27 protein-coding genes are annotated in these 26,373 nt (G+C 71.5%); 14 read left to right on the forward strand and 13 right to left on the reverse strand.

Features of this window, described 5'->3' with window-relative positions; all coding sequences use genetic code 11:
* On the reverse strand, nucleotides 1–3,492 hold the full coding sequence (gene rpoB, locus ASF23_RS06875; protein WP_055950962.1) for a DNA-directed RNA polymerase subunit beta: 3,492 nt from the start codon (nucleotides 3,490–3,492) through the stop codon (nucleotides 1–3).
* A 390-nt stretch (nucleotides 3,493–3,882) separates the two neighbouring features.
* On the reverse strand, nucleotides 3,883–4,332 hold the full coding sequence (locus ASF23_RS06880) for a hypothetical protein (protein WP_156364307.1): 450 nt from the start codon (nucleotides 4,330–4,332) through the stop codon (nucleotides 3,883–3,885).
* 289 nt (nucleotides 4,333–4,621) lie between these two features.
* On the opposite strand from ASF23_RS06880, the gene ASF23_RS06885 reads away from it, so the two are divergent.
* Nucleotides 4,622–5,440 carry a fructosamine kinase family protein gene (locus tag ASF23_RS06885; protein ID WP_055951594.1) on the forward strand — a complete coding sequence of 273 codons (819 nt, stop codon included), beginning with the start codon at nucleotides 4,622–4,624 and terminating at the stop codon, nucleotides 5,438–5,440.
* Nucleotides 5,441–5,468: 28 nt separating this feature from the next.
* On the opposite strand, the gene ASF23_RS06890 is transcribed toward ASF23_RS06885, so the two are convergent.
* From ASF23_RS06890 to ASF23_RS06915, 6 genes are all read right to left on the reverse strand, one after another.
* Nucleotides 5,469–6,440, reverse strand: coding sequence for an aldo/keto reductase (locus ASF23_RS06890; RefSeq protein ID WP_055950966.1), 972 nt, complete (start codon nucleotides 6,438–6,440; stop codon nucleotides 5,469–5,471).
* A 78-nt stretch (nucleotides 6,441–6,518) separates the two neighbouring features.
* Complete coding sequence (locus tag ASF23_RS06895) at nucleotides 6,519–7,121, reverse strand: TetR/AcrR family transcriptional regulator (protein WP_235510805.1); 603 nt, start codon at nucleotides 7,119–7,121, stop codon at nucleotides 6,519–6,521.
* Between the two features lie 10 nt (nucleotides 7,122–7,131).
* The gene (locus ASF23_RS06900) at nucleotides 7,132–7,953 is read right to left on the reverse strand and encodes an alpha/beta fold hydrolase (protein WP_055950968.1); all 822 of its coding nucleotides are present in this window, start codon (nucleotides 7,951–7,953) and stop codon (nucleotides 7,132–7,134) included.
* Between the two features lie 62 nt (nucleotides 7,954–8,015).
* Nucleotides 8,016–8,732: a response regulator transcription factor gene (locus tag ASF23_RS06905; protein WP_055950970.1), complete on the reverse strand. Its 717-nt coding sequence runs from the start codon at nucleotides 8,730–8,732 to the stop codon at nucleotides 8,016–8,018.
* On the reverse strand, nucleotides 8,729–9,991 hold the full coding sequence (locus ASF23_RS06910; protein ID WP_055950972.1) for a sensor histidine kinase: 1,263 nt from the start codon (nucleotides 9,989–9,991) through the stop codon (nucleotides 8,729–8,731). Before ASF23_RS06910 ends, ASF23_RS06905 begins: the two co-directional genes overlap by 4 nt.
* A 7-nt stretch (nucleotides 9,992–9,998) precedes the next feature.
* A complete protein-coding gene (locus tag ASF23_RS06915; RefSeq protein WP_055950974.1) occupies nucleotides 9,999–10,496 on the reverse strand; it encodes a hypothetical protein in 498 nt (165 codons plus the stop codon).
* A gap of 143 nt (nucleotides 10,497–10,639) precedes the next feature.
* Between ASF23_RS06915 and ASF23_RS06920 the strand changes: the two genes are divergently transcribed.
* From ASF23_RS06920 to ASF23_RS06945, 6 genes are all read left to right on the forward strand, one after another.
* Nucleotides 10,640–11,479, forward strand: a complete 840-nt coding sequence (locus ASF23_RS06920; protein ID WP_055950975.1) for a spermidine synthase — start codon at nucleotides 10,640–10,642, stop codon at nucleotides 11,477–11,479.
* Nucleotides 11,480–11,579: 100 nt separating this feature from the next.
* Nucleotides 11,580–12,497, forward strand: coding sequence for a DUF4064 domain-containing protein (locus tag ASF23_RS06925; RefSeq protein WP_055950977.1), 918 nt, complete (start codon nucleotides 11,580–11,582; stop codon nucleotides 12,495–12,497).
* Between the two features lie 46 nt (nucleotides 12,498–12,543).
* Nucleotides 12,544–13,341: a hypothetical protein gene (locus ASF23_RS06930; RefSeq protein ID WP_055950979.1), complete on the forward strand. Its 798-nt coding sequence runs from the start codon at nucleotides 12,544–12,546 to the stop codon at nucleotides 13,339–13,341.
* A complete protein-coding gene (locus ASF23_RS06935; protein WP_055950981.1) occupies nucleotides 13,338–13,808 on the forward strand; it encodes a SprT-like domain-containing protein in 471 nt (156 codons plus the stop codon). The genes ASF23_RS06930 and ASF23_RS06935 overlap by 4 nt, the downstream gene beginning before the upstream one ends.
* 116 nt (nucleotides 13,809–13,924) lie before the next feature.
* The gene (locus tag ASF23_RS06940; RefSeq protein ID WP_055950983.1) at nucleotides 13,925–14,638 is read left to right on the forward strand and encodes a CGNR zinc finger domain-containing protein; all 714 of its coding nucleotides are present in this window, start codon (nucleotides 13,925–13,927) and stop codon (nucleotides 14,636–14,638) included.
* 164 nt (nucleotides 14,639–14,802) lie between these two features.
* Entirely contained in the window at nucleotides 14,803–16,053 is a 1,251-nt protein-coding gene (locus tag ASF23_RS06945; protein WP_055950985.1) for an Nramp family divalent metal transporter, read from the forward strand.
* Between the two features lie 134 nt (nucleotides 16,054–16,187).
* Here ASF23_RS06945 and ASF23_RS06950 read toward each other — a convergent pair whose 3' ends face one another.
* Together ASF23_RS06950 and ASF23_RS06955 are read right to left on the reverse strand one after the other, a co-directional pair.
* Nucleotides 16,188–16,490 (reverse strand): DUF427 domain-containing protein, encoded by a 303-nt coding sequence (locus tag ASF23_RS06950; RefSeq protein WP_055950987.1) that lies wholly within the window; start codon nucleotides 16,488–16,490, stop codon nucleotides 16,188–16,190.
* Between the two features lie 58 nt (nucleotides 16,491–16,548).
* On the reverse strand, nucleotides 16,549–17,184 hold the full coding sequence (locus ASF23_RS06955) for a hypothetical protein (protein WP_156364309.1): 636 nt from the start codon (nucleotides 17,182–17,184) through the stop codon (nucleotides 16,549–16,551).
* Nucleotides 17,185–17,219: 35 nt separating this feature from the next.
* Between ASF23_RS06955 and ASF23_RS06960 the strand changes: the two genes are divergently transcribed.
* Both ASF23_RS06960 and ASF23_RS06965 read left to right on the forward strand, forming a co-directional pair.
* Entirely contained in the window at nucleotides 17,220–17,861 is a 642-nt protein-coding gene (locus tag ASF23_RS06960) for a GNAT family N-acetyltransferase (protein ID WP_055950989.1), read from the forward strand.
* A gap of 142 nt (nucleotides 17,862–18,003) precedes the next feature.
* Nucleotides 18,004–18,492, forward strand: coding sequence for a hypothetical protein (locus ASF23_RS06965; protein WP_055950991.1), 489 nt, complete (start codon nucleotides 18,004–18,006; stop codon nucleotides 18,490–18,492).
* Here the strand turns inward: ASF23_RS06965 and ASF23_RS06970 are convergent.
* Complete coding sequence (locus tag ASF23_RS06970) at nucleotides 18,482–20,128, reverse strand: DUF2142 domain-containing protein (protein WP_082473892.1); 1,647 nt, start codon at nucleotides 20,126–20,128, stop codon at nucleotides 18,482–18,484. The two genes, ASF23_RS06965 and ASF23_RS06970, sit on opposite strands and share 11 nt — an antisense overlap.
* Before the next feature lie 54 nt (nucleotides 20,129–20,182).
* Between ASF23_RS06970 and ASF23_RS06975 the strand changes: the two genes are divergently transcribed.
* Nucleotides 20,183–20,836, forward strand: coding sequence for a DUF1684 domain-containing protein (locus ASF23_RS06975; RefSeq protein ID WP_055950994.1), 654 nt, complete (start codon nucleotides 20,183–20,185; stop codon nucleotides 20,834–20,836).
* Between the two features lie 16 nt (nucleotides 20,837–20,852).
* Nucleotides 20,853–21,221: a GntR family transcriptional regulator gene (locus ASF23_RS06980; protein ID WP_055950996.1), complete on the forward strand. Its 369-nt coding sequence runs from the start codon at nucleotides 20,853–20,855 to the stop codon at nucleotides 21,219–21,221.
* 25 nt (nucleotides 21,222–21,246) lie between these two features.
* Here ASF23_RS06980 and ASF23_RS06985 read toward each other — a convergent pair whose 3' ends face one another.
* Nucleotides 21,247–22,086 carry an endo alpha-1,4 polygalactosaminidase gene (locus ASF23_RS06985; protein WP_082473893.1) on the reverse strand — a complete coding sequence of 280 codons (840 nt, stop codon included), beginning with the start codon at nucleotides 22,084–22,086 and terminating at the stop codon, nucleotides 21,247–21,249.
* A gap of 421 nt (nucleotides 22,087–22,507) precedes the next feature.
* Between ASF23_RS06985 and ASF23_RS06990 the strand changes: the two genes are divergently transcribed.
* Both ASF23_RS06990 and ASF23_RS07000 read left to right on the forward strand, forming a co-directional pair.
* Nucleotides 22,508–24,040 carry a DEAD/DEAH box helicase gene (locus tag ASF23_RS06990; RefSeq protein ID WP_082473942.1) on the forward strand — a complete coding sequence of 511 codons (1,533 nt, stop codon included), beginning with the start codon at nucleotides 22,508–22,510 and terminating at the stop codon, nucleotides 24,038–24,040.
* 361 nt (nucleotides 24,041–24,401) lie between these two features.
* Nucleotides 24,402–24,893: a hypothetical protein gene (locus ASF23_RS07000; protein ID WP_055951002.1), complete on the forward strand. Its 492-nt coding sequence runs from the start codon at nucleotides 24,402–24,404 to the stop codon at nucleotides 24,891–24,893.
* 162 nt (nucleotides 24,894–25,055) lie between these two features.
* Here the strand turns inward: ASF23_RS07000 and ASF23_RS07005 are convergent, their stop codons facing one another.
* A complete protein-coding gene (locus tag ASF23_RS07005) occupies nucleotides 25,056–25,598 on the reverse strand; it encodes an NUDIX hydrolase family protein (RefSeq protein WP_055951005.1) in 543 nt (180 codons plus the stop codon).
* An 84-nt stretch (nucleotides 25,599–25,682) separates the two neighbouring features.
* Here ASF23_RS07005 and ASF23_RS07010 point away from each other — a divergent pair, with 84 nt between their 5' ends.
* Nucleotides 25,683–26,306, forward strand: coding sequence for an alpha/beta hydrolase (locus ASF23_RS07010; RefSeq protein WP_055951007.1), 624 nt, complete (start codon nucleotides 25,683–25,685; stop codon nucleotides 26,304–26,306).
* Nucleotides 26,307–26,373 lie beyond the last annotated feature (67 nt).

Below are 26,373 nucleotides of genomic sequence, written 5' to 3' on the forward strand. Positions count from 1 at the left end.
TCAGATGTCGTCGATGGACGACGACTCGAACCGCGAGGAGATGTTGATGCCGAGTTCCTCAGCGGCACGGAAGACCTCGTCGTCCGTGTCGCGCAGGCTCACCGTGGTGCCGTCGGCCGAGAGGACCTCGACGTTCAGGCACAGCGACTGCATCTCCTTCATGAGGACCTTGAAGCTCTCGGGGATACCGGGCTCCTGGATGTTCTCACCCTTGACGATCGCCTCGTAGACCTTCACGCGGCCGAGGATGTCGTCGGACTTGATGGTCAGGAGCTCCTGCAGCGCGTACGCCGCTCCGTAGGCCTCGAGGGCCCACACCTCCATCTCACCGAAGCGCTGACCGCCGAACTGCGCCTTCCCACCCAGCGGCTGCTGCGTGATCATCGAGTACGGGCCGGTCGAGCGTGCGTGGATCTTGTCGTCGACCAGGTGGTGCAGCTTCAGGATGTACATGTAGCCGACCGACACGGGCTCCGGGAACGGCTCGCCGGAGCGGCCGTCGAAGAGCTGCGCCTTACCGGACGAACCGATCAGACGCTCGCCGTCGCGGTTCGGGAGCGTCGAGTCGAGGAGGCCCTCGATCTCGCGCTCGTACGCACCGTCGAACACCGGGGTCGCGACCTTGGTCCCGGGGGCTGCGCTGTGCGCCGCCTCGGGGAGGCTCGATGCCCACTCCTGGATGCCCTCGACGTTCCAGCCCTGCTTCGCGAGCCACCCGAGGTGGATCTCGAGGACCTGGCCGAAGTTCATGCGGCCGGGGACGCCGAGCGGGTTGAGGACGATGTCGACCGGGGTGCCGTCCGCGAGGAACGGCATGTCCTCCACCGGGAGGATCGTCGAGATGACGCCCTTGTTCCCGTGGCGGCCGGCGAGCTTGTCACCCGCGGTGATCTTGCGCTTCTGGGCGATGTAGACGACCACGCGCTGGTTGACGCCCGAGCCGAGCTCGTCGTCGCCGTCCTGCGCGTCGAACACCTTGACGCCGATGATCGTGCCCTCTTCACCGTGGGGCACCTTGAGCGACGTGTCGCGGACCTCGCGGGACTTCTCGTTGAAGATCGCGCGGAGCAGGCGCTCCTCGGCGGAGAGCTCGGTCTCGCCCTTCGGCGTGACCTTGCCGACCAGGATGTCGCCGGGGCGGACCTCGGCACCGATCCGGATGATGCCGCGCTCGTCGAGGTCGGCCAGGAGGTCCGGGCTGACGTTCGGGAGGTCGCGGGTGATCTCTTCCTTGCCGAGCTTGGTGTCGCGGGCGTCGACCTCGTACTCCTCGATGTGGATCGAGGAGAGGACGTCGTCCTTCACGAGGTTCTGCGACAGGATCATCGCGTCCTCGTAGTTGTAGCCCTCCCACGGCATGAACGCGACGAGCAGGTTCTTGCCGAGCGCGAGCTCGCCGTTCTCGGTCGCGGGACCGTCTGCGACGACCTCGCCGACCTCGAGCCGCTCACCGGCGTTCACGACGACGCGGTGGTTGTAGCTCGTGCCCTGGTTCGAGCGGTCGAACTTGCGGAGGTAGTAGGTCTGCGTCCCACCCTCGTCGAGCTGCACGGTGACGGCGTCGGCGGAGACCGCCTGGACGACACCGGCCTTGTCGGCGGTGACGACGTCACCGGCGTCGATGGCGGTGTAGCCCTCCATGCCGGTGCCGACGAGCGGCGACTCGGAACGGAGGAGCGGCACGGCCTGGCGCTGCATGTTCGCACCCATGAGTGCGCGGTTCGCGTCGTCGTGCTCGAGGAACGGGATGAGCGAGGTCGCGACCGACACCATCTGGCGCGGCGAGACGTCCATGTAGTCGACCTCGTTCTTGTCGACGAGCTCCACGTCACCGCCCTTGCGGCGGACGAGCACCTTGTCGTCGACGAACTTGAAGTCGTCGGACAGCGGCGCGTTCGCCTGGGCCACGACGTACTCGTCCTCTTCCGAGGCGGTGAGGTAGTCGATGTCCGTGGTGACCTGGCCCTTCGTGACCCGGCGGTACGGGGTCTCGATGAAGCCGAAGGAGTTGATCCGCGCGAACGACGCGAGCGAACCGATCAGGCCGATGTTCGGGCCTTCCGGGGTCTCGATCGGGCACATGCGGCCGTAGTGCGACGGGTGGACGTCGCGGACCTCGACACCGGCGCGCTCACGGGACAGACCACCCGGGCCCAGCGCGGAGAGGCGACGCTTGTGCGTCAGACCCGCGAGGGGGTTGTTCTGGTCCATGAACTGCGACAGCTGGCTCGTCCCGAAGAACTCCTTGATCGCGGCGACGACGGGGCGCACGTTGATCAGGGTCTGCGGGGTGATCGCCTCGATGTCCTGCGTGGTCATGCGCTCGCGGACGACGCGCTCCATGCGGGACAGACCGGTGCGGACCTGGTTCTGGATGAGCTCGCCGACGGCGCGGATGCGACGGTTGCCGAAGTGGTCGATGTCGTCCACGTCGAGGCGGAGCTGCACGGGCTCGCCGTCGCGGGTGCCGTTGATCGTCTTCTGCTCGGCGTGGAGCGAGACGAGGTACTTGATCGTCGCGACGATGTCGTCGACCGTCAGCACGGAGTCCGACAGCGGTGCGTCGATGCCGAGCTTGCGGTTGATCTTGTAACGACCGACCTTGGCGAGGTCGTAGCGCTTGGAGTTGAAGTAGAAGTTGTCGAGGAGCGCGCGAGCGGCCTCTGCTGCCACCTGCTCGCCCGGACGGAGCTTGCGGTAGATGTCCTTGAGCGCCTCTTCCTTGGTGAGGATGGCGTCCTTCTCGAGGGTCGCCTCGATCGAGGCGAAGCCCTGGAACTGCTCGAGGATGTCCTCGCTCGTCAGGCCGAGGGCCTTGAGGAAGACGGTGACGCTCTGCTTGCGCTTGCGGTCGATGCGGACGCCGACCTGGTCGCGCTTGTCGATCTCGAACTCGAGCCATGCACCACGCGAGGGGATGACGCGCGCCGAGTAGATGTCCTTGTCGGACGTCTTCTCCTGCTGGCGCTCGAAGTACACACCGGGGGAACGGACGAGCTGCGAGACGACGACGCGCTCGGTGCCGTTGATGATGAACGTGCCGCGCTCGGTCATGAGCGGGAAGTCGCCCATGAACACCGTCTGGGTCTTGATCTCACCCGTCATGTGGTTCATGAACTCGGCGTTGACGTACAGCGGGGCGGCGTAGGTCTTGCCGCGCTCCTTGCAGTCGTCGATCGAGTACTTCGGGTCTTCGAGCTCCGGAGCGGTGAACGACAGCTGCATCGTCTCGCCGAGGTCCTCGATCGGGGAGATCTCCTCGAAGATCTCGTCGAGGCCGGAGTGCAGGGCGATGTCGGTGCGACCCTGGGACTGCGCCTCTGCGAGGCGGTCCTTCCAGATGTCGTTGCCGACCAGCCAGTCGAAGCTCTCCGTCTGGAGTGCGAGCAGATCAGGAACCGTGAGGGTGTCCTTGATCTTGGCGAACGAGAGCCGCGATGCGTTGCGGCCGTTCTTGGGTGTGTTGGTGGATGCGTTGGGCGCAGCAGCCAAGGAAGTAACCTCCGGATGGCCCCGTCGGGCCGATACTGACAGGCAGCATGTAGGTGGATGGACTGATCGCTCGCCGATCCCGTTCCCACGCCGATCCGCCCCTGTGCCCTCGAACCGCGTTTCGCAACGCTCGGTCGGGAGGCCCTGTGGGATGATCAGGTGAGAGGTTCCTGCCGGACGTTCCGCTCCCGCCGCAATATTCGGGAGGTGGTGGATGGCCTGCAGGAGACTGGTGATGGCGTGTCGACCGCAATATGACGACACCGATGCCAGGGAGCGCGAACCTCTATCATAGGTCGCCGGATTCGCGGATGTCCAGTCCGATGTTGACCAGAATCGCCGGTCCCGTGTATAAGCCCGTCGGCGACCGCTCCGCTCCCCGCCCGGACCTCAGTCCTCGCGACCTGTCCCACCAGCGCGCCCGGACCGGTGTGTGAGCGCGCGGAACGCCCGTTCCGGATGTGCCGTCCTGACGAACCACGTGCGACCTCGGACGTCCGTGACGGCGATGCCGAGGCCCGGCGTGAGCATCGCCGCACGCCAGCCGCGTCCGACACGGAGCCCGACACCGCCGTAGGTGCCGACGTCGGCGTCGACGAGTCGCACATCGGCGATGCGCTCGCGTGGGATCGTGATCGGCGGGAGCGGGCGGAACCGGAGGACGACCGCATCAGCGGTGATGTCGAAGCCGCTCCGCGCAGACCAGACGAGGGCTCCGATCGCCATCGCGAGCAGCGCGGGGAGGACGAGCGCCACCTCCGGCGCGGAGCCAGGCCATCCGAGCACGATCCCGGTGAAGACCGTCCCGAGCACGATCAGGACCGCTCCGGTGACGCGCATCCACACCGGGGCACGTTCGTGCTCGACGTGGAGCGGCTCCCCTGTCGCACACACCGATGTGGCACACACCGACATCGGCGGTCTCGTGGGCGTCCGGTGCTCCGGAGTCGGCCTGGAGGCGCGGGGCACGTCGATCACGCCGGTCGCGGTCATGCGGTCCTCCGTTCGTCGGCGACCTCCGGTCGCACATCGTGTTCTGCATGCATATTTTACATCGCGGATGCGATGCTGACAATGGGTGATGCACGTCATCCGGCCGCGGTGCCGGTGGGGCGACGAGGATGGTCCGATGTCCGAGATGCACGTGAAGACCTTCGCCGATGCCGCCGAGGCCGCCGGCGAGACCGCTGGCCTCCTGTGGATGGCGGAGGCGATGGCGACGGGTGGGGTGGACGTGGTCAGCGTCCACCCAGACAGCTCGTCCTCCCCGACCCAGGTCGCGATGGACCTCGTCCACGAGGGGAGGCCCACCCGACGAGCCGCCGCACGGTTCGGTCGAGCATTGGCCCACACGCATGCCGCAGGTGGCGGATGGTGGGGCTGTCCTCCTGACGGATGGCCCGCTGGGACCCCGCTCCGGATGGGCCGGTCCCGGACGCCCTTCGTCGCCAGTGCGGATGCACCGAGCACCTGGGGAGCGTTCTATGCCGAGCACCGCATCATGGACTTCGTCCGGCGGATCGTCGATCGTGGCGGCTTCAGCACGGGTCAGGGCGCGCCGTTCGAGCGCGTCGCGGCACGGCTGGTGGCCGGTGAGTTCGAGGAGCGACAGCCCGCACTCGTCGGAGCCGGGCCCGCCAGGCTCCACGGCGACCTGTGGAGCGGGAACGTGCTCTGGCCGGATGACGAACGGGCGCCGACCGGGGCCGTGCTCATCGACCCGATCGCGCACGGGGGACACGCCGAGACCGACCTCGCGCTCCTATCGCTGTTCGGGTTGCCGCACCTCGACACCGTCGTCGATGCGTACGACGCCGAGTCACGCCTCGCCCCGGGATGGCAGGAGCGGGTCGAGCTGCATCAGCTCGCCCCGCTCCTGCTCCACACGCTGCTGTTCGGCGGCTCCTACGCGGAAGCGGCGATCCGCGCCGCCAAGCGGTACGCCTGATCGTCGACCACGTCCGGCCGGCCTCGGGTCAGATGTGGACGCCGGTCATGTCGGGGTAGCGGTCACCGGCCGCGGGCTCGAGGCCGTCGAGCGTCGCGAGCTGGTCGGGGGTGAGCACCAGGTCGTCGGAGCCGAGGTTCTCCTCGAGTCGGCTGACGCGCTTCGTGCCGGGGATCGGTGCGAGGTCATCGCCCTTCGACAGGACCCAGGCGAGTGCGATCTGCGCCGGGGTGGCGTTCGCCTCGCGCGCGATGCGCTCCACCTCGTCGACGATCGCCAGGTTCCGCTCCAGGTTCTCGCCCTGGAAGCGCGGGTTGTTCCGGCGGAAGTCGTCCGCGTCGAGACTCGACAGGTCGCGGAGGGCCCCCGTCAGGAACCCGCGGCCGAGCGGCGAGTACGGGACGAAGCCGATGCCGAGCTCGCGGAGCAACGGGATGACGTCGGCCTCCGGGTCGCGTGTCCAGAGCGAGTACTCCGTCTGCACGGCCGTCACGGGGTGCACGGCGTGCGCGGCGCGGATGCGGTCGGGAGCTGCCTCGGACAGGCCGTAGTGCAGGATCTTCCCCTCGCCGATGAGCTCCGCGAAGGCGCCGGCGGTGTCCTCGATCGGCGTGCCCGGGTCCATCCGGTGCTGGTAGTAGAGGTCGATGTGGTCGGTCCCGAGGCGCTGCAGCGACCCCTCGACGGCGAGTCGGAGGTTGTCGCGGCTGCCGTCGAGCCCCCTGGTCCCGTCACCCGTGTGCTTGATCGTGCCGCCCTTCGTCGCGATCACGACGTCATCGCGGTGCGGTGCGAGCGCCTTCCCGACGAGCTCCTCGTTGATGTAGGGGCCGTACATCTCGGCGGTGTCGAAGAAGGTGACCCCGAGCTCGACCGCGCGGTGGATCGTGGCGGTCGACGCGGCATCGTCGGTGGCGACGCCGGAGTAGAAGGCGCTCATCCCCATGCAGCCGAGGCCGATGCGGGAGACGTCGAGGGTGCCGAGTGTGGCGTGACGCATGTGCTGTGCTCCTTCGCGCGGTCCAGACGGCCGCGACGGTCGGGGAGTCCTGGCCGGGTGGCCGGACGATCACGGACGTTACGCCCGATCCTCCTGCCGGTTCACACGCTGGGATTCCGGAGTGCCGGTGCCGGTCGGCGAACCCGGCCTGCCGAGCCGGAGGAGGGCCGCGTCGAGCGCGTCGACGAGCACCGCGAAGCTCCCGTCCACCGACCGCGGCATCCCGAAGCCGGAGGAGCGCTCGAGGTCGACGAACCCGTGCAGAGCTGCGCGGACGGTGCGGACGACGTCGACCATGTCCGTCCCGACGACGCCGTAGCCCGCGAGCGCCGCCGTGATGACCGCGACCGACTCCGATGCGGCCTCCGCCCTGTCGGGCTCGGCGTCCCCGGGGGCCGTCTGGGTGAGCGGGTAGAGCCCGGGGTGCCGCGTCGCGAACGCCCGGTAGGCATCGGCGACGGATCGGAGCGCCTCCGAGCCCGAACGTCCGAGGGCTGCCGTGGTGATCGCGGCCGTGAACTCGCGTGTGGCGAGGAGTGCGACGCGCTCGAGCAGATCGTCCAGGCCGCCGACGTGTTTGTACAGGCTCGGTGGTGCGACCCCGAGGCCGGCGGCGAGCTCGGCGAGTGTCAGGGCACGCGCGCCTCGCTCGTCGATGAACGCGGCGGCAGCACGGGTCACGCGCGCGGCATCAAGCCCGGCCCGAGGCATCCGGCACCTCCCCCAGGAACTCGATCGTCGCCCGTGCAACCTCGTCCGGACGCTCGAGCATCGGCGCATGCCCGGCCCCGTCGATCCGTACACGTCGGCCGTGGACCCGATCCGCGACCCACGATGCCTCGGCGACCGGGTCCTTCCAGTCCGGGTCCGCCGTGCCGGCCACGACGAGCGCTGGTGTGCCGAAGTCGCGGAGCCAGGGGCCGACGACCCGGTGGTCGGTGTGTGCGGTCCGGACGAACGGCCGCCAGCGCCCCGGACGGGTGATCGACGCGAGGTTCGTCGCGGCCCGTTCGCTCGCCCCGTCGGCACCGAGCCCCGGCCAGAGACGCTTCGAGTACCCGTGCCAGACGGTCCGGCCCCACGGGCGGAGGAGCATCGCGTGGAAGAGGAGGCGCATCATCGCTCCTCCCGAGCCGTTGCGGAGGAACGGGGCCACGAGGACGACGGCACGGACGAGGTCGGGTCGGCGGCCGGCGGCGATCACCGCGGCCGCGGCGCTCATCGACGCACCGATGACCACCGCCGGGACGCCGTCGCCGAGGCGGTCGAGCACCGCGATCAGGTCGTCCGCGGTCGCGTCGTCCCCGTATCGGTCGAAGCCGGTGCTGCTGTCGCCGTGTCCACGGAGGTCGACCTGCGCGGTCCGGTAGCCGGCATCGACCAGCCGAGCCGCGAGAGCGTCGAACGCATCGCACGTGTCGCCCATCGCGGGCGAGCAGAGGACGAGCGGGCCAGCCCCTCGGACCTCGACGGCGAGCGTTCCGCCGTCGGTCTCGATCCAGTTCATTGTCATAGCCGAAAAGCTATTGTAATTAGCCGACGGATGCAAGCTCCTTCCTCGCCCGACGTCAGGGCTCAGCGGAGGACGCGGGTGATGGCCTGTGCCCTCGACGCCACACCGAGCTTGGCGAAGATCTGGTTGACGTACGACTTCACCGTCGGGACCGAGAGGAACAGGTCCGCAGCGATCTCCGGGTTCGAGCCGCCGGCCGCCATGCGTCCGAGGACCTCGGTCTCGCGTGGGGTGAGCTCGGGGAAGCGCGTGCGGAGCGAGTCGACGTCGAGCGGACCGGCAGCGACATCGGCACCCGCGCCCGTGCCTGTGCCGGTGCCCGCGCCCGCGCCCGCGCCCGCAGGCATCGTCGGTCCCCCGGTCAGCCCCGCCACCAGGAGCGCGCCGACCGAGGCGTCGAACGTCGACTGTCCGGACGCCACCGCTCGGATGGCGGCCGCGATCTCGACACGACCGGCGTCCTTGGTGAGGTACCCGCGGGCGCCGGCACGGAGCGCCGAGACGATGGAGCGGTCGTCGGCGAAGGTGGTGAGGACGAGCACGGCCACGGCGGGGTGGTCCCGGAGGATCGCTTCGGTCGCCTCGGCACCGTCCATCCGCGGCATCCGGAGGTCCATGAGCACGACGTCCGGCTCCAGGGCGTCGACGATCGCCACGGCTGCCGCTCCGTCCTCGGCCTCGCCGACGACCTCGATGTCGGGGAGCAGCGAGAGCACCGTGACCAGGCCGTCGCGCACGATCGCCTGGTCGTCGACCACCACGACCCGGATCGCGCTCACGACCGAGACTCGCGGTCGTCGGGGGTGACGGGTACCCGCATGGACACCACGAAGGCATCGGCTGACGACGCGACCTCGACCGAGGACCCGTCGTCGAGTTCGGCGAAGCGCTCCCGGATGCCGAGCAGCCCGTGTCCGGGCAGGGCGACCGGGTTCGAGACCGACACCCCCACAGAGCGGCCGGAACCGTCGACACGGGCGATCACGAGCGTCACCGGCGCACCCGGAGCGTGCTTGCGGGCGTTGCTGAGCGCCTCACGGGTGGCCATGACGAGGGTCTCACGGTGACGCCCGTCGACCTCGGCCAGGCGCACGTCACCCTCCACGGAGACCACACCGCCGAACGACCGGTGCGCGTCGACCAGGTCCTCGAGACCGCCGGAGCCGACCGGCTCGGGACGCGAGCGCGCGATGCGGGCCGGGGGCGCGCCTCCAGTCCGGACGGTCGCGGGCTCCGCCGCTCCCACGGTGACCGGTGTCGCTTGCTCAGCGGGGTCCCGCAGGGTCGCGACGGCGCGACGCGCCTCGGCGAGGCCGTCGGCCGCCAGTGCCCGTGCAGCCCCGGCGCGGCCGGCCGCATCGTCGACCCGGCCGGCCTCGAGGAGCGCCTCGACCGCGTCGAGCTGCAGCACGAGACCTCCGAGACTGTGCGCCAGGACGTCGTGGACGTCCCGCGCCACGCGAGCCCGGTCCGCGAAGAGCGCCGCCCGCTCCTGCTCGCGCTCCGCCTCGCGCTGCCGCTCCGCGAGTTCGGTGCGCTGCAGTTCGGCCGCTCGTGCCTGTCGGCGGGAGTACCCGACCAGGAGCGCGATCCCGATCCCACCCAGTGCACCGAGCAGGTACCCGATGCTCGACGCGGCGAGCGCCGCTCCGACGCTGGCGATGACCGCAGCGGCGAACGCGCTCGCGCCGCCGAGCCACGGCGGCAGGTCGTGGTCCGCCTCGAGCGCGATCACCGCAGCGATCACGGGGGCGATCGTCAGCGCGTCGGTCGGCTCCATCGTGAGTGCTCCGAGCACGACCATGAGGAGCGCGCACACCAGCCGGAGCACCGGGGCCCGCAGGACCTGGCGGACGAGCCACGCCACGAGCGCCACCCCTCCGAGGACCAGCACCGTCGCTGACCGACCGGGCGCCAGCGTGACGAACCAGAAGACGACGACCGCGAGACCGATCAGGTTCAGCGCGAGACCGAGGGACGTCCGCTCCCGCCCGGTGACCGGGTCGAGGGCGGACGTCGCACGCGGGTCGTGGATCACGGCACCATCATGCCCCGGCACGGACGTGCGCCGGGATGCGACGGTCGAGGACGAGTGCCCTGGCGGCCCGGTTCACCGCGATCATGACGAGGATCATGCCCGTGGAGGACAGCAGGTGCACGCCGAGTCCCGCGCCGACGACGTCCATGCCCACACGGACGGCGATGAGCACGATCCAGAGGACCGCCCCGAGCCCGCCCGTCCTGGTCTGCAGCGACCGACCCTTGTCATCCGGCCGGGCTGCCACCCGGAAGTGCGCGATGTTCCCCATCAGGAGGCCGACGGCGACGGACAGCACGACCTCGGCACCGAGGAACGCGACGTCCATGCTCGTGATCGGACCACCGCTCGACTTCGCGATGGTGATCACGCCGATGGCGCCGAGGATGACCGGCATCCGCCAGATGCGCGCCGCGTCGAGGAACTGCCAGGTGGCCTGGCGGTACATCAGGAACCCGACGAGCGCGAGTCCGATGACGATGTCGGCGATGGTCTGGACGGTCATGGCGCTTCCGTTCTGTCAGCCGCTGCCCGGGTGGCGAGCGGTGGTACCAGCCTCGCGATCCGGGGTCGACCGGCCCACCACCCCAGGGTGGGAGTGCGGGTGGGGATCGCGGGTCGACGGCCACGGGGGTGGAGGATGGTGCCATGGACGACGGAATCCGCATCGGTGCCGGCATCGCGACGATCGAACCCGACCGGCACCGACCCGGGTCCTTCACGCTGATCGTGGACGGCACGCCGCAGTCGCACGTCGACCTCGAGGACCCGACCCACCTGGCGTTCGAGTACATCCGGCGGATCGGACACGCGATCGACCTGCTCCCTGACGGCCCGATCACGGCGCTGCACCTCGGCGCGGGGGCGCTGACCCTCCCCCGGTACGTCGCCGCGTCACGCCCGGGCTCGCGGCAGCAGGTCGTCGAGCTCGAGCGCGACCTGATCGACTTCGTCCGCTCCGAGCTCCCGTTCCCGAAGGGCGCCTCGATCCGCGTGCGGTACGGCGACGCCCGCGAGACCCTGGGCAAGCTGCCGGCCGGACTCACCGGAACGGTCGACCTGGCCGTGGTCGACGTGTTCAACGGCTCGCAGATCCCGGCGCACGTCACGAGCGTCGAGTTCTACCGGTCCGTCGCCGAGCTGCTCTCCCCCACCGGGATCGTCGCGGTGAACGTCGCGGACGGCGCCGGTCTCGCGTTCGCCCGCGGACAGGTCTCCACGCTGCAGGCCGTCCTGCCGTCGGTCGCCGCCGTCGCGGACACCGGGATGCTGAAGGGTCGGCGGTTCGGGAACGTCGTGCTGCTCGGATCGCGGGCTGATCTGCCGATCGAGTCGATGCCGCGGCTGTACGCCTCGGACCCGCTGCCGAGCAAGGTCGTGCACGGGGCCGAGCTCACGGCCTTCGCGGCCGGGGCGCCGATCGTGACGGACGCGACCGCGGTGGCGTCGCCCGAGCCGAACCGGTCGGTGTTCACCGGCGGTCGCTGAGTCGCGCCACCGCGTTCCCGGCACGTCCACACCCGACGCTCCGGCGTCCCTGCCAAGATGTCCTTGACACGCAACGACACCGCGACCAGTGGGGACCGCCATGAGCAACGACGATCGTGAACAACCTCGCTGGGGCGAGCGCCTGCCGGAGCCGAGCCAGCGGGCGGAGGCGAGTGGTGCCTCCAGTCCGGATGCGGTGCAGGACGCGCCCCGGTACGGTGAGCGCGTCGAGCAGCCGCCGGCGAGCTCCGCCGGGCCAGAGCAGCAGTACGGCGGGCAGCAGTACGGCGGGCAGCAGCACGGCGAGCAGCAGCACGGCGAGCAGTCGTACGGACAGCAGTCGTACGGACAGCAGTCGTACGGACAGCAGTCGTACGGGCAGCAGCAGCCGGGATCCGACCGGCAGGACTCGCAGCACGGCGGGCACCAGTACGGCCAGTCCGGGCAGTCGTCCGGCGGACAGGACCAGTACGGCCAGCAGACCCAGAACGGCCAGCAGACTCAGAACGGCCAGCACGACCAGCAGAACCGGTACGGCCAGCCCCAGCACGGCCAGCCCCAGCACTTCGGCGCGGCCCCCGGCTACGGCCAGCAGAACACCCAGCACTGGGACCAGCGGAACGGCAACCGCACCAAGCAGCGCGGGACCCTCGGGGTCGTCGCCGGCATCGCGGGCCTCATCGCCCTCGTGCTCGGCATCGTCGGCGGCATCGTCTTCGGCAACGCCCTCGCCGGCATCCCGGGCTTCGCCGACGCTGCGACGAGCGGCTCGCAGGACACCTCGCAGCTCGAGCAGTCCCTGCAGGACAACCCCTCCGCGCTCGGCTCGCTCCTCGTGGCGGTGCTCCTCGGCGGCATCGGCACGGCGTTCGGCATCTGGGCGATCATCCAGGGCATCATCGCCGCGGTGAAGAACAGGGGACGGCTCTGGGGCATCATCGCGATCGTCCTCGCGGTCCTCGGGCCGATCGTCTTCGGCATCATCTACGTGGCCGTCGCCGCGTCGAGTGTCTCCTAGCGAGCCGCGACCCACTCTCGAGCGTGCACGGATACCCTCGACCCTGATGTTCCCTCCACCGTCCGACCCCACCGACGACACCGCACCGCGCCCCGACGGCGGCCAGCCCCGCGCGGACCAGCAGGCGCGCACAGGCGCCCGCGCCGACGAGCAGGCGCGCGCAGGCGCCCGCGCGGACAGCCAGGCGCGCGCAGGCGGCCAGGCCAGACACGATCCGCGCGCCCGGCACGCCCAGCCCGGCACGCAGGTTCCTGCCGCCGGGGCTGCCGGCGCGACGTTCGCACCGATCAGTCTCCGGCCGGCGGTGGACGTGGCCGTCATCCAGGAGCGGCTCCAGCAGCTCGGACAGACCAGGAGCACCACGGCGCTCGCCGAACGCGCCGAGCTGCTCCGTCTGCTCGGACGTCTCGACGAGGCACTGGTGATCGCGGAGGAGACCTTCCGGCTCGCGCTCTTCACGGGTGACCGCGCCGACGGCGTCGCCGCGCGGATCCGCCGCGCACACGTGCTGCACGACCTCGGACGGTTCGAGCGCGCCGCGACCGAGTCGGCGACGGCCAGGGGCACGGCGTCCACCGAGGACTGGCACGAGCTCGAGGGTGCCGCCGCCGAACTCGAGGGCTGGTCGCTCTTCGAGCTCGGCCGCTACGAGGAGGCCAGGGCAGCCCTGAGCTCCGCACACGACGCGTTCCGCGCGGCGGGTGCGCCCGCCGAGCGGACCGCCGCACTGAAGTCCGCGATCGAGGAGTCGATGCGCGCGTTCCTCGGGCGGACCCGGAAGCAGCCCGTCGACCCGCAGGACGCGGTGCGTGCGGCCGCGGCACGGACCGAGCTGGATCGGTGAGCGACCTCGACCGCGTCCGGCTCTGGGCGGAGTCCCTCATCCGGCTCCACCTCGACGAGCGGACGTGGTCGTTCGGGTTCGACAACGCGAAGACGCGCGCCGGTCAGTGTGACTTCTCGCGACGGCGGATCACGGTGAGCCGGCACCTGGCGACCCGGTTCGAGGACGAGGACATCCACCAGGTGCTCCTGCACGAGGTCGCCCACGCGCTCGTCGGTGCGCGGGCGGGGCACGGGGCCGTGTGGCGCCGGACGGCCGGAGAGCTCGGGTACACCGGGTCCCGGTTGCACGACGGTCCGATCGCGAGCGAGCTCGCACCGTGGATCGGCACGTGTCCCGCGGGGCACGAGCACTTCCGGTACCGGACGCCGTCGCGCCCGATGGCATGCGCGCGCTGTGCCCGCAGGTACGACCCGAGCAACACCATCACCTGGCACCGGCGGGAGACGACGCAGGTCGTCGCCTGAACGCACCGGGCACCCCCGCAGCGGGCGTCACCGCACCGGGCACCTCCGCAGCGGGCGTCACCGCACCGGGCACTCCCGGGCCTGGCGCCGTGGCGGTAACCCGTTAGCCTGGTCCGATGCACACCGGCCAGGACATCCGCACCGACAGTGGATCCTCCTGGTTCTTCGACGCCGGGCGGATCGCCCTGGACTTCGCGCACACCGGCGGCTTCGCGGACGATCCGGCCGGTCGTCGGCCCCGGGCGCACCTCGGCGAGCTGCTCATGACACCGGCGGACCTCGACGAGTGGCTGTCCGGACACACCGAGCCGATCCACGTCGGTGCGGCGGACCGCGAACTCGTCGACGCGCGGGCGCTCCGTGCCGCCATCGCCCGTCTCGCGGTCGCAGCGGCACCGGCCCCGGCCCCGGCCCCGGCCCCGGAGACCACGGCAGCAGATCGGAACGCTGCCGCCGCCGGGCTCCGAGCCGGGACCGGGCGGACCCAACCGGCGCGTGACGACATCGACACCGTGAACCTGTTCGCCGCGCTCCCGGACGTCCCACCGACCCTCGACGGTGGGCGGCGGCGCGCGGGGGCGAACCGGGTCCGCCTGGCGCAGGCCCTGTCGAGCGTCGCCAGGGACGCGGTCGCGCTGTTCACCGAGGTCGGCTTCGACGACGTCGCCGCGGACGGCAGCCCGACCCGCCTGAGCCGCTGCTCGGCCCCGGACTGCGGGCTCGTCTTCTACGACTCGTCCCGCGGGGGCACCCGTCGCTGGTGCGCCATGCAGCGCTGCGGGAACCGCGCGAAGGTCCGCGCCCACCGCGCCCGGCAAGCGGCCGTCTGAGTCCGGACCACCTGTCGGACTGGAGGCGCGGCACCAGCCCGCACCGTTCCTCCCGTCCGGACACGACCACCAGGATTCGGTGCGCCGAATCTTTTCGTACGGCATGCCGCAACCTGTGGCACGCTGGGGTCTCGGACATCCAGGACCGACCAGGGGCATGCCGCATGACGAACGTCGCCACCGCACCACCGACCGACCAGCCTCCACGGTCGAGGGCTGCCGGTCTGACGCTCCTCGGCCCGGCGTTCGTGGCTGCCATCGCGTACGTGGACCCCGGCAACGTCGCCGCGAACCTCACCGCCGGCGCCCGGTACGGCTACCTGCTCCTCTGGGTCCTCGTCGCCGCGAACGCCAGCGCGGTCGTCGTCCAGTACCTGTCCGCCAAGCTCGGGATCGTCACCGGCCGGTCCCTCCCGGAGATGCTCGGGCTCCGACTCCGGAAGCCCGCGCGACTCGCGTTCTGGGGCCAGGCCGAGATCGTGGCCGCTGCGACCGACGTCGCCGAGGTGATCGGCGGCGCGCTCGCATTCCACCTGCTGTTCGGCCTGCCGCTGCTCGCCGGCGGGGTGCTCACCGGCGCGATCTCGATGATCGTCCTCGCGGTGCAGTCCCGACGTGGTGCCCGGCCGTTCGAGATCGTCGTGACGGGCATGCTGGCGATCCTGACCGTCGGGTTCTGCGCCGGCCTGTTCTTCACCGATCCGTCGCCGGCCGGCATGCTCGGCGGACTCGTCCCACGCTTCGAGGGGTCGGACTCCGTCGTGCTCGCCGCGTCGATGCTCGGTGCCACCGTGATGCCGCACGCCGTCTACCTGCACTCCGCGCTGAGCCGGGACCGGCACGGGTCGACACCCGCCGGACCGGAGCGCCGCCGGGTGCTGCACTTCACGCGGTGGGACGTGGCGCTCGCGCTCGTCGTGGCCGGCGGTGTGAACGTCGCGATGCTCGTGCTGGCCGCTGCGACGCTCCAGGGCGTGGGCGGCACCGACACCATCGTCGGCGCACAGCACGCGATCGAGTCGCGGCTCGGGGCCGGGGTCGGGGTGCTCTTCGCGGTCGGGCTGCTCGCCTCAGGGCTCGCGTCGACGTCGGTCGGGTGCATGGCGGGCGCGGAGATCATGCGGGGGTTGCTGCACGTGCGCATCCCGCTGCTCGCCCGGCGGCTCATCACCCTCGTCCCGGCGCTGGTCCTGCTCGGGATCGGACTCGACCCGACGATGCTCCTCGTCGGCAGCCAGGTCGTGCTGTCCTTCGGGATCGCGTTCGCGGTGGTCCCGCTCGTCGTGTACACCTCGCGGCGGAGCATCATGGGCGCCGACGCGAACGCGCTCGTGACGAGGATCGTCGCGAGCGCGGTGGCGGTCGTCATCGTGGTGCTGAACGTCGCGCTGGTCTGGTTGACGTTCGCCGGGTGAGCCGTTGCCCGGCCCGGCCCGGCCCGGTCGTTCTCGCGAAACACGAAGTCGGCCGCGTCGCGCACAGGTATTTCCCTGCGAGACGCGGCCGACCTGGTGTTCCGCGGAGGCGGGTCAGTCGGTGACCTGGCGGGTCAGTCGGTGACCTGGACGCCCTTCCAGAACGCGACGTAGCCGCTGAAGTCCTTGCCGACCCGGTCGAACGCGGTCTTGATCGGGTCCGGGTACGAGAACGCCGCGTCGGTGAACGTCTGGTCGCCAGCCTTGACCGTGAAGTACTGCGCGTCGCCCTTCCACGGGCAGTGGTACGGCGTGTCGGTCTTCGTCAGGAGCTCGGTGTTGAGGCTCGCCGGCGGGAAGTACCAGTTGCCCTCGATCTGGATGAGGTCCTCCTGCGGGGCCTCGGCGATGACGGTGTCGTTCGCAACTGCCTTCATGGTGCATCCTTCGCTTCGTCGCGGACCACGGGGTGGTGGCCCTGCCATGGAACGAACGCTACGCGCGCCGGGTCTGTTCCCGCGGTGCGCGACGACCGGCCCCTGCACGGAGGGTCCGCAGACCGGTCGTCGGTGCGAACGCGCGCGCGACGGACTCGCCCCGCCCCACCGACTCGAGCATCGTCGCGCTGACGGACGCCGAGACCAGGTGCCGCACCGCACGACGGAGGCCCGTGTACGCCGCGCATGCCGCCGCGGCCTCCGGTGAGCTCGCGTCGATCCCACGTGCGGCGAGCGCGTCCACCACGGCCCCCGCCGCGAGGAGGTCCTCGACCGCGAAGTCCGGCGACGTCGCCTGGTCGCTGGTCGACTCACCCGCGCCCTCGAGCGACGGGTCGACCGCGCCGCCGCCGACCGGCCCGTCGTCGATCCCCGCGGCGATCACGGCGACGATGCAGCGGTCACCACGGTCGGACTGGAGGCCCAGCACGCGGTCCGCCACGGCGCTCGCGTCACCGAGACCGGCGAGCACCACCTCCGGCCCGTCGGGCAGGAGCCCCGCGGCAGTGCGGGGGTCGACCGTCGGGAGGACGTCGACCCACACGACCAGATGGGCGTCGCGGGCGATCCTCGCGGCTCCGGCGGCACCCCACCCGAAGCGGACCTGATACCTCGTCTGACCTCGCTCGTGCACCCCGACACCATATCCACGGCCGGTACGATTCCGGGATGGACGTTGTTCAGATCCCCACCCTGACCGGCGACCGCGTCACCCTCGAGCCCCTCGGCCGTGAACACGCCGAGGACCTGCGGGCGGCCGTCGCCGACGGGGACCTCTGGCGCACCTGGTACACGAACGTGCCGCGCCCGACCGAGGTCGAGGCGCACGTGGACCGGTTCCTCGCCGAGCACGCGGCCGGGACGATGATGCCCTTCGCGATCCGGGACCGTTCCACCGGGCGCGTGGTGGGCATGACGACCTTCCTGAACATCGAGGTCCCGCACCGTCGGCTCGAGATCGGGGCGACGTTCCTCGGTGGGTCCGCACAGCGCACGGGCATCAACACCGAGGCCAAGCTGCTGCTGCTCTCGCACGCGTTCGACACCTGGGACGCCACCGCGGTGGAGTTCCGGACGCACTGGCACAACCACGGCTCGCGGGCGGCGGTCCTCGCCCTCGGCGCGAAGCAGGACGGGGTGCTCCGGAACCACCGCCTCGGCCCGGACGGCTCGCGGCGGGACACCGTCGTGTTCTCGATCATCGACGCCGAGTGGCCGACGGTCCGCCTCGCGCTGCAGGAGCGGCTCGCCGCGCGCGACCGGGTCGCCGGCAGTCGGGCCGAGGGTCGGCACACGGGCCGCCACGCCTGACCCGCACGTTCGGGAATTCCGGGTGGGTCAACCCGCACGCTCGTGCGGTTGCGGCCGGCGGGCGGACCTGAGTTCGCTGGGACGGGACCTGCGGGGCGGGGCCGGGCCGCGCCTCCAGGCCGACGCGCGTAGCGTCACCGGCATGCACGTCGGCCTCCGCATCGTCCTCAACGCGCCCGTGGACGTCGTCCGCGACGCCCTCCGCAACCCCCAGGTGATGGTGGCGGTGACCGAGCCGATACTCGTGTACCGATCGCTCTCCGCATCCGGGTTCCCCACGCGGTGGACCCCCGGGCAGGCGCATCCGGTCCGGGCCGACGCGTTCGGGGTCATCCCGAGTGGGAACACCCACGTCGACATCGACCTGTACGACATCGACGGCATCCCCGTGCAGCGCGACAACGGTGGCGGGACCTCGGGGCTGTTCGCCCGGATGGACATGCAGCACCGGATGGTCGCGACGGAGCTCCCCGACGGGCGGACGCTGTTCCGCGATCGCCTGAGCTACCGGATGCGCCCGTGGCCGCTCGGCCTCGCGCTGTGGCCGGGACTCTGGGTGGTCTGGCAGTGGCGGGCCGCACGGATGCGCGCCCTCGCCCCCTCGTGGCGCCGGGAGGACGTCACTCGCTGACCGCAGGCTGCGACGGCGCGGGCTGCGACGGCGACAGCGCGGGCTGCGACGGCGACGGCGACCTCCGGGCGGATGCGATGGTGATGACGACGGCGCCGAGCACGACCAACCCGATGACGAGCATCGTCCCGACGGTCCAGACGCCGCCGGGTGCCTGCCACCCGTCGCCGGAGAACATTGCCCCGCGCGAACCCATCGAGCCGACCGAGTAGCGACGGTAGACGGCGACGAAGCTCAGGACCTGGCCCACGGCAGCGGCACCGACGAGGACCGCGGCCGCCCTGCCCCCGGTCCGACCTCGGGACGAGGACCCCGCTGCGAACCCCGCGACGAGGACCATCGCGACCAGGACGGGCAGCCCGTACCGCCCCTGCCAGATGTACCCGAAGGTGTGCGCCGTGGGGGCCTGGAGCGCGACCGGGAACAGCACGACGGCCGCCATGAGGACGAGCGCTCCGAGCATCGCGCGGCGGCGCCCTGCGGCGAGCGCACCGAACACGACGATGCCGAGCCCGATCGTCCAGCCCGCGTACACAGCCTCCGGCGCGAAGGTGTCCTGCCAGCCGAAGATGCCGATCATCCCCTTGCCGAAGGTGCCGGTGTCGAGGAACGTGTGGGTCGCGGCGGCGAGCACCCCCGCGCGTTCCGGGTCGGAGGAGGGGATGAACCCGCCGTCGCGGGCGATGCTCATCGTCCACACCACCGCGGGGAGGATCGCCACCACGGTCGCGGCGATCGCGACGAGGACCGCCCGGGTGCGCAGAACGCTCACGAGCCGCGCGACCGGCACCGTCAGGCAGACGGCGACGAGCACGATGACGAGGATCACGGGCGACGTCGAGCGCATGCTCGCGGCGACGGCGATCGACACCGCGAGGAGCGCCATGCGACCGGCCGACGGCCGCTCGCGGCTGTCGTGCAGCACGAGCAGCCCGAGCGCCGTCGCAGCCGCGGTCGCACAGATCTCGGTGCCGTTCGGGTTGACGAGGCCGCCCAGGTAGAACACCATCGGCGTGCAGGCGACCGCGAACCACCCCGCGAGGGTCCGGAGGCGTGGCAGGGACGCCGCAGCGAACAGGACGAGCGCGAGGAAGAAGCTGTTGACGAGCGCCGAGACGAGCCGCATCCCGAGCATCGACCAGCTCCCGCCGACGATGAGCGACGGCCACCCGACGACCGCGTAGTACAGCGGGTAGTAGGAACCCACGCCGGTCTTGACCGTCTGGACCTCGTGCCCGAGGGACGCCGGCGCCGGCGCGCAGGACGCGGTGGTCATCGGCAGGGCGACGTAACAGGTCATCTCGCCGCCGACCTGGCCGATGTCCGCGGGGAGCCGGAACGTCGTGATGCCGGGGGTGTCGGTCGGGGCGCCGACGAACTGTCCACGAACCGTCGCTGCCGCCTTGGCGACGTGGCCCGACTCGTCCGGGCCGGAGGACAGCGGCGATGCCAGGGACCAGGCGGCCGACACCAGGAAGAGCCCGAGCAACGCGACGACGAAGACCAGCCGGGGCGTGACGACGACACGCGGGGCGCGAACCGCGCGCGGGGTGCGGTCCGGGCGCGGGGTGCGGCGTCCGCGCGCGGTGGTCATGCCGCGCGATGACCCGGACCGCGGCACAGGTGTTTCCCCCATGCGTCGATCCTACGAGCTCCGCCGAGTCGCCCCGGACGGCGTACCCTCCTGTGTGTGAGCGACACCAGCGCGACCGCAGATCCAGCACCCGCCGCCGACCGGGTGTCCTCGACCCTCGCGACGATCGACTGGCGCCGGACGACGTTCGACCTGTACCGCCGCATCCGCGAGACGCACGACCCGGAGACGGCCCACGCGCTCTGGCGAGAGTGCCGGGACGCCCTGTTCGCCGAGCACCCGGCGAGCCCACTGCTCCCCGGCGACCGAGCAGGCTTCGAGATGCTCCCGGTGCCGACCTACGACCCGCGGTGGCGCTTCACGGTGCCGATCGAGGACGCCGAGCCCGCCCACATGGACGTGCCGACGGGCACCGACGGCGTCGTCGCGTTCGACCGCATCGGCCTCGTCCGGATCCCCGCGGTGGGCACCCTCGACGTCTGGGCGCACGGCGGCTACGCGGGCGGCGTCTTCGTGCCGGTCAAGGACGCGAGTGCCGGCAAGGCCCGGGGGACCTACGGCGGTGGCCGCTACCTGCTCGACACGATCAAGGGCGCCGACCTCGGTGGTCAGGACGGCGAGCTCGTGATCGACCTGAACTTCGCCTACAACCCGTCCTGCGCGTACGACCCCGCCTGGGCGTGCCCGCTCGCCCCACCCGGCAACACCGTCGACGTCGCGATCCCCGTCGGCGAGCAGTACGACTTCTAGGTCCTGGAGGACTCCCGTGAGCAGCACCGCTCAGCTCGTCGCGATCGACGCCGGAGGTCGTGTCCCGCCCTTCGAGCAGGTCCGGTCGCAGATCGCCGCGCAGATCACCGCCGGGTACCTCGTCGACGGGGAGCGCCTGCCGAGTGTCCGAGGACTCGCGGCCGACCTCGGGCTCGCCGCGGGCACCGTCGCCCGCGCATACACGCTGCTCGAGGAGGCCGGGCTCGTGTCGACCGCGCGGGGCGGTGGCACGCGGGTGGTCCGGCCGGCGGCGGTGCCGTCGCACGTGGTGGACGCCGCCCGGGCGTTCCACGCCGAGGCGCACGCGGCCGGGCTGTCGCTCGACCAGGCGGTCGCCGCGCTCCGGGAGACCTGGCCCGCCTGAGTCCTGTGAGCGGGGCAGGCCCCGCTCAGCAGTGCTCGAAGCGGTACTGCGACGACGACGGCGTCACCAGGTCCCGGTCGCGGAGGATCGTCATCGCCGGCCGAGCCCCCGACGCGCAGACCGCCGACCACGACGTCCTGAGCGAGTCGGTGTACTCGACGTCGATGACGTGCCGTCCGTACACCTTCGTGTAGGCCCCGCACTCCCGGTACTGCATGCACTCCTCGGCGACCGCGAAGTCGAACCCGATCGCCTTCCCGCGGACCCCGAGCTGCGGCGTGTTCTTCTGCCCCACCGCCATGCCGAGCCGGTGCGCGTCGTCGACGAACACCGAGGCCATCGCGACCGCGTCAGCCCGGTCGAGCAACCCGCGCGAGCGCGTCCACGAGTCGAGGTTGTCGAACTCCACGGCCTCGAACCCGCGCTTCGCGCATCGCTCGAGCGTCGGCTGCAGCACGCGCGCGATCCCGGTCCGCCTCGCAGCGGTCGAGGTGTCGAGGATCGTCTCGTCGGGCCACCCCGGGTCGATGAACCGCGCGCCGGATGCCCGGTGCAGCAGGAGGTCGTCGTGGCCCGTCCACTCCGCAGACCCGGGCTGCGTCTGGAACCCGTTGACGTAACAGATGTCGTAGACGCCGGACGCTGGACGATCGGTGCTGTCGCGCGTCACGACCGTCACCCCGTCCGGCGGGGTGTACGCGCCGCCGAGCTGGTAGTCCGGGATCCCCGTCGTCGGGGGTGCGGCCCACGCCGGGTCGTTGATCGTCGTCGACGTGCACCCTGCGAGCGTCACCGCGAGCAGACAGCCGAGGAGCACGGACGGGAGGCCCGGGGAGACTCGCGTGGAACGGCGCACGCCCGTCATCCTGGCACGTCCGGCAGCCCGGACGAACGTGCCCGCCCGCGGCGCGCGAGGGGCGCGGCCTGGTGCCCACGGGCCTCCAGGCCGTATACTGGAGGCACTCGAGACGTTGACTTGTCTCGTGCGTCGTACGGACGCCCCGAAACTCTCCCGATCTCGGCACCGCGGTTCATCCCGAACTCCGGCTCCAGGGGATCGATGCGTATCAGCATGCTCGTTCCTCGAGGACGAGCACTGCCAGGCTCTCTGCGGCGACATCGCCCGCGCACCCGCGCCGGCGTCCCGCTCTGCGCAGGCCACAGATCTGCGCGCACCCGAAAGGCCACTCGTGACCTCGACCATCTCCGCCGCGCCCTCGCACGGCATCTCCTCCGACTCCGACACGACCGGCATCAGCTTCGCCGACCTCGGCGTCCCCGCAGCCATGGCCCGCGTCCTCGCCGACCAGGGCAAGACCTTCGCGTTCCCGATCCAGGTCGACACGCTCCCCGACACCCTGAACGGCAAGGACGTCCTGGGCCGCGGCCGTACCGGCTCCGGCAAGACCCTCGCCTTCGCGATCCCGCTCGTCGCACGCCTCGCAGCCGACGGTCGGAAGCGTCGCAGCGGACACCCGCGCGCGCTCGTCCTCGCACCGACCCGTGAGCTCGCGACGCAGATCGACGCGGTCCTCGCGCCGCTCGCGGCCGCGATGGGCCTCAACACGACCGTCATCTTCGGTGGTGTGTCGCAGGGCCGCCAGGTCGACGCCGTCTCTCGCGGCGTGGACATCGTCGTCGCGTGCCCCGGCCGCCTCGACGACCTCATGAAGCAGGGTCACGTCAAGCTCGACAGCATCCAGGCCACCGTCCTCGACGAGGCCGACCACATGGCCGACCTCGGCTTCCTGCCCGTCGTCACGCGCATCATGCGTGCGACGCCCGAGCAGGGGCAGCGCCTGCTGTTCTCCGCCACGCTCGACAACGGCGTGGACAAGGTCGTCAAGCAGTTCCTGCACACCCCGGTGATGCACTCGGTCGACGACGCCTCGAGCCACGTCGACCAGATGACGCACCACATCTTCGAGGTGTCCGGCGCGGACGACAAGAAGGACCTCGTCCAGAAGCTGGCGTCCGGCAGCGGCCGCCGCATCATGTTCATGCGCACGAAGCACCACGCCAAGCGCCTCGCGAAGTCCCTCTCCGCCGCGGGCATCCCCGCCGTGGACCTGCAGGGCAACCTCTCGCAGCCGCAGCGCGACCGGAACCTCGCACGCTTCTCCTCCGGTGACGCACTCGTCCTCGTCGCGACCGACGTCGCCGCCCGCGGCGTGCACGTCGACGGCGTCGAGCTCGTCGTGCACGTCGACCCGCCGACCGAGCACAAGGCGTACCTGCACCGCTCGGGCCGCACCGCGCGTGCCGGCTCGGCCGGTGACGTCGTGACGGTCGTGCTCCCCGAGCAGCGCCGTGACGTGGCGCAGATGCTCAAGAAGGCCTCGATCGGCGCACGCCCGCAGCAGGTCACCGCGAACTCCGCGCCGGTGAACTCGCTCGTCGGTGAGATCGCTCCGGTCCGCCACGTCGCCGAGGCGGCACCGCAGCAGCAGAACCAGCCGCGCCAGCGTGCCGAGGGCGAGTCGTCCGGGCGTCGTCGTGGCGGCCGTGGTGGCGCGTCGACCGCCGCTGCCCCGCAGCGCGAGTCGCAGGGTGGTCGCGGCGGTCGCTCCGGTGGAGCGGCTCGCGGTGGCGACACCGCCGGCCGACGGACTGGAGGCGCGGCACAGGGCGGCACCGCCCGTCGCGGTTCCGATGGTGGTCGCCGCGCACAGGCTCCGGCCACGCGGGGCGGCTCGGCACGGATCTACTCGTCGGAGACCGGCGTCGCGGCACAGCCGTGGAAGGAGTCGGACGACCGTCCGGCCCGTCGCACCGGTGGCTCGCGTCGGGCCTCGCGCCCCGCGGGCTCCGGGCGCTGACCCCGACCGGTCACGCTCCACGACGCCGCACGCCCGCGCGAGGGGGCGTGCGGCGTCGTCGTTGCGCGCCGCCGCGCGCCCTCGCGAGGGACCGGTGGGTCGTCGGCTACATCAGGGCGCCGACGGAGGCCAGGCCGGCCCGGAGCAGGGTGCCGCGGCCGCCCTCCATCTCGTCGGCCACGGCCTCGCTCGCTGTCTCGTGCGCGGCAGGGTACGGCAGCAGCGGTGTCCGACCCTCATACAAGAGGGGAACAGGGAAGTCGACGGCCAGTGATACTCTGGAGTATCTCATTCCTGGCGACCGGTCATCGTGGTCGCGACCGATGCCGTCCGTCCTGTCGAATCTCCGTCGGGGAGCCTCATGCAGCGCTACCGTGAGCAGATCCCGGCTCCTGCACCCAACCGCATTCTCGGGATCGGAGTCGGATCGATCGGTGTCGTCCTCCTGATCATCGCGATCGTCCGACAGGTCGGTGGAGGGTCGCGTGAGGACCTCACGTTCGTCGTAGTCGCAGCAATCATCGCGCTCGTGGTAGGAACTTCAGTCGCGGCCGGGTCGATGACGCTCGTGGTCGACGAGCGCGTCTGCACGATCCGAGTCCGGGGCCTCGTGACCCGTCGAATCGCTCTCTCGGACATCCGGCACGCAACAACGACGGTGGTCTCCATTGCTGCCTACGGGGGAAGTGGTGCGCGACGAGCACCTGGGCGGCCGCCCGCTTTCTTCCTCAGCTCGGGTCCGGCGGTGCTCATCGACCTCGAGCCGGGCGGGGCGGTGATCGTCCAGTCCACGACGCCCGAGCGCTTCATCGCCGCACTGGGCACGGCGCCGCCCGACGGTGTCGCGGGCTGACACCGTCGCGCCTGTGCATGAGAGAGGTGCGGGCTGAACCGGGGGATGCCTGTTGCACCACGGCATGCCTCGGTTCGACGGGCATCGGGCGGTTCGAGGCCCGGCCGCGCGGACGGTGTGCGCGAACGGGCTGCGCCAACGGGCTGCGCGGGCGGGCGTCGGCTACATCAGGGCGCCGACGGAGGCCAGGCCGGCCCGGAGCAGGGTGCCGCGGCCGCCCTCCATCTCGTCGGCCACGGCCTCGCTCGCTGCCTCCGACGGGCTCATCCACGTGAGCTCGAGCGCGTCCTGACGCGGCTCACACGTCCCGGTGACGGGGACGACGTAGGCGAGGGAGATCGCGTGCTGCCGCTCGTCCGTGAACACCGAGGCGCCGGGGAGCGGGAAGTACTCCGCCACCGTGAAGGGCGTCGGGCTCGGGGGCAGCTGGGGGAACGCCATCGGGCCGAGGTCCTTCTCGAGGTGCCGGAAGAGTGCACTCCGCAGCGACTCCCCGAACATCACGCGCCCGGACACGAGGGTCCGCGCGATCGACCCGCTCGGCGACACCCGGAGGAGCACCCCGACCTCGGTCACGACGCCAAGGCCGTCGGTGCGGACCGGGATCGCCTCGACGTACGCGATCGGGAGTCGTCGACGGATCGAGGCGAGCTCATCGTCGGACAGCCAGCCGGAATCGGGGTCGGGAGTTCGCGTCGAGGACATGGACCGTTCTTACCAGTCCGCCCCGGCCGCGCGGTGTGCGCCGCACCGCTTCCACCTGGTTGACGCGTCAACTATCGTCGGGGTGTGCTGACGATCGACGACTCCCTGGTCCAGTGGTCCCGCCCCGCCGACGCCCGCGCCGGCAGCCCGCTGCTGGTGCTGCTGCACGGCGTCGGATCGAACGAGCACGACCTCATGGGTCTCGCACCGGGACTTCCCGACACCTGGACACTGGCGTCGCTCCGCGCCCCACTGCAGCACGGGCCGGGATTCGGGTGGTACCCGCTCGGCGAGCCGGGGTCGCCGGATCTCGCCCCGGTCGACGACGCAGTGGAGGCGGTGCTCGCCTGGATCGACCGCGTCGCCGCCGCGCATGGTCGCGTGGCGCTGCTCGGATTCTCGCAGGGCGGCTCGATGGCGCTGCAGCTCCTGCGGGCGCGGCCCGGTGCGTTCGCTGCGGTGGTGAGCCTCTCGGGGTTCGTCGTCCCCGGCGTGACGGACGATCGCGACGAGGCCGTGTCCCGCGCTCGCCCTCGGGTGTTCCTCGGGCACGGCGACCGCGACCCGGTCATCCCGCCGTCCGCCACGGCGCGGACCTCGGTCTGGGCGGCCGCGCACACCGACGTCGTCGAGCGCACATACGCCGGACTCGGGCACGGGGTCGCCGGTGAGGAGCTGTCGGACGTGGCGGCGTTCCTGGGGAGCTGACCCAGCGCGCCCACCGCACCGGTTCGGGACACCCGGCGGCGGTCGCTCGTGGGCCCGATGTCCCGAA

Source organism: Curtobacterium sp. Leaf261 (genome assembly GCF_001422205.1).
Classification (GTDB): Bacteria; Actinomycetota; Actinomycetes; order Actinomycetales; family Microbacteriaceae; genus Curtobacterium.

Excerpts from the sequence above, each read along its gene's own strand:
- ASF23_RS06880 (WP_156364307.1), bottom strand. The coding sequence starts at position 4,332 with ATGCGCGTCACCGGAGCGGTCCTGATCGTGCTCGGGACGGTCTTCACC.
- ASF23_RS06885 (WP_055951594.1), top strand. The coding sequence starts at position 4,622 with ATGTCCGAGATGCACGTGAAGACCTTCGCCGATGCCGCCGAGGCCGCC.
- ASF23_RS06890 (WP_055950966.1), bottom strand. The coding sequence starts at position 6,440 with ATGCGTCACGCCACACTCGGCACCCTCGACGTCTCCCGCATCGGCCTC.
- ASF23_RS06900 (WP_055950968.1), bottom strand. The coding sequence starts at position 7,953 with ATGACAATGAACTGGATCGAGACCGACGGCGGAACGCTCGCCGTCGAG.
- ASF23_RS06915 (WP_055950974.1), bottom strand. The coding sequence starts at position 10,496 with ATGACCGTCCAGACCATCGCCGACATCGTCATCGGACTCGCGCTCGTC.
- ASF23_RS06920 (WP_055950975.1), top strand. The coding sequence starts at position 10,640 with ATGGACGACGGAATCCGCATCGGTGCCGGCATCGCGACGATCGAACCC.
- ASF23_RS06925 (WP_055950977.1), top strand. The coding sequence starts at position 11,580 with ATGAGCAACGACGATCGTGAACAACCTCGCTGGGGCGAGCGCCTGCCG.
- ASF23_RS06930 (WP_055950979.1), top strand. The coding sequence starts at position 12,544 with ATGTTCCCTCCACCGTCCGACCCCACCGACGACACCGCACCGCGCCCC.
- ASF23_RS06940 (WP_055950983.1), top strand. The coding sequence starts at position 13,925 with ATGCACACCGGCCAGGACATCCGCACCGACAGTGGATCCTCCTGGTTC.
- ASF23_RS06945 (WP_055950985.1), top strand. The coding sequence starts at position 14,803 with ATGACGAACGTCGCCACCGCACCACCGACCGACCAGCCTCCACGGTCG.
- ASF23_RS06950 (WP_055950987.1), bottom strand. The coding sequence starts at position 16,490 with ATGAAGGCAGTTGCGAACGACACCGTCATCGCCGAGGCCCCGCAGGAG.
- ASF23_RS06960 (WP_055950989.1), top strand. The coding sequence starts at position 17,220 with ATGGACGTTGTTCAGATCCCCACCCTGACCGGCGACCGCGTCACCCTC.
- ASF23_RS06965 (WP_055950991.1), top strand. The coding sequence starts at position 18,004 with ATGCACGTCGGCCTCCGCATCGTCCTCAACGCGCCCGTGGACGTCGTC.
- ASF23_RS06970 (WP_082473892.1), bottom strand. The coding sequence starts at position 20,128 with ATGGGGGAAACACCTGTGCCGCGGTCCGGGTCATCGCGCGGCATGACC.
- ASF23_RS06985 (WP_082473893.1), bottom strand. The coding sequence starts at position 22,086 with ATGACGGGCGTGCGCCGTTCCACGCGAGTCTCCCCGGGCCTCCCGTCC.
- ASF23_RS06990 (WP_082473942.1), top strand. The coding sequence starts at position 22,508 with ATGGCCCGCGTCCTCGCCGACCAGGGCAAGACCTTCGCGTTCCCGATC.
- ASF23_RS07000 (WP_055951002.1), top strand. The coding sequence starts at position 24,402 with ATGCAGCGCTACCGTGAGCAGATCCCGGCTCCTGCACCCAACCGCATT.
- ASF23_RS07005 (WP_055951005.1), bottom strand. The coding sequence starts at position 25,598 with ATGTCCTCGACGCGAACTCCCGACCCCGATTCCGGCTGGCTGTCCGAC.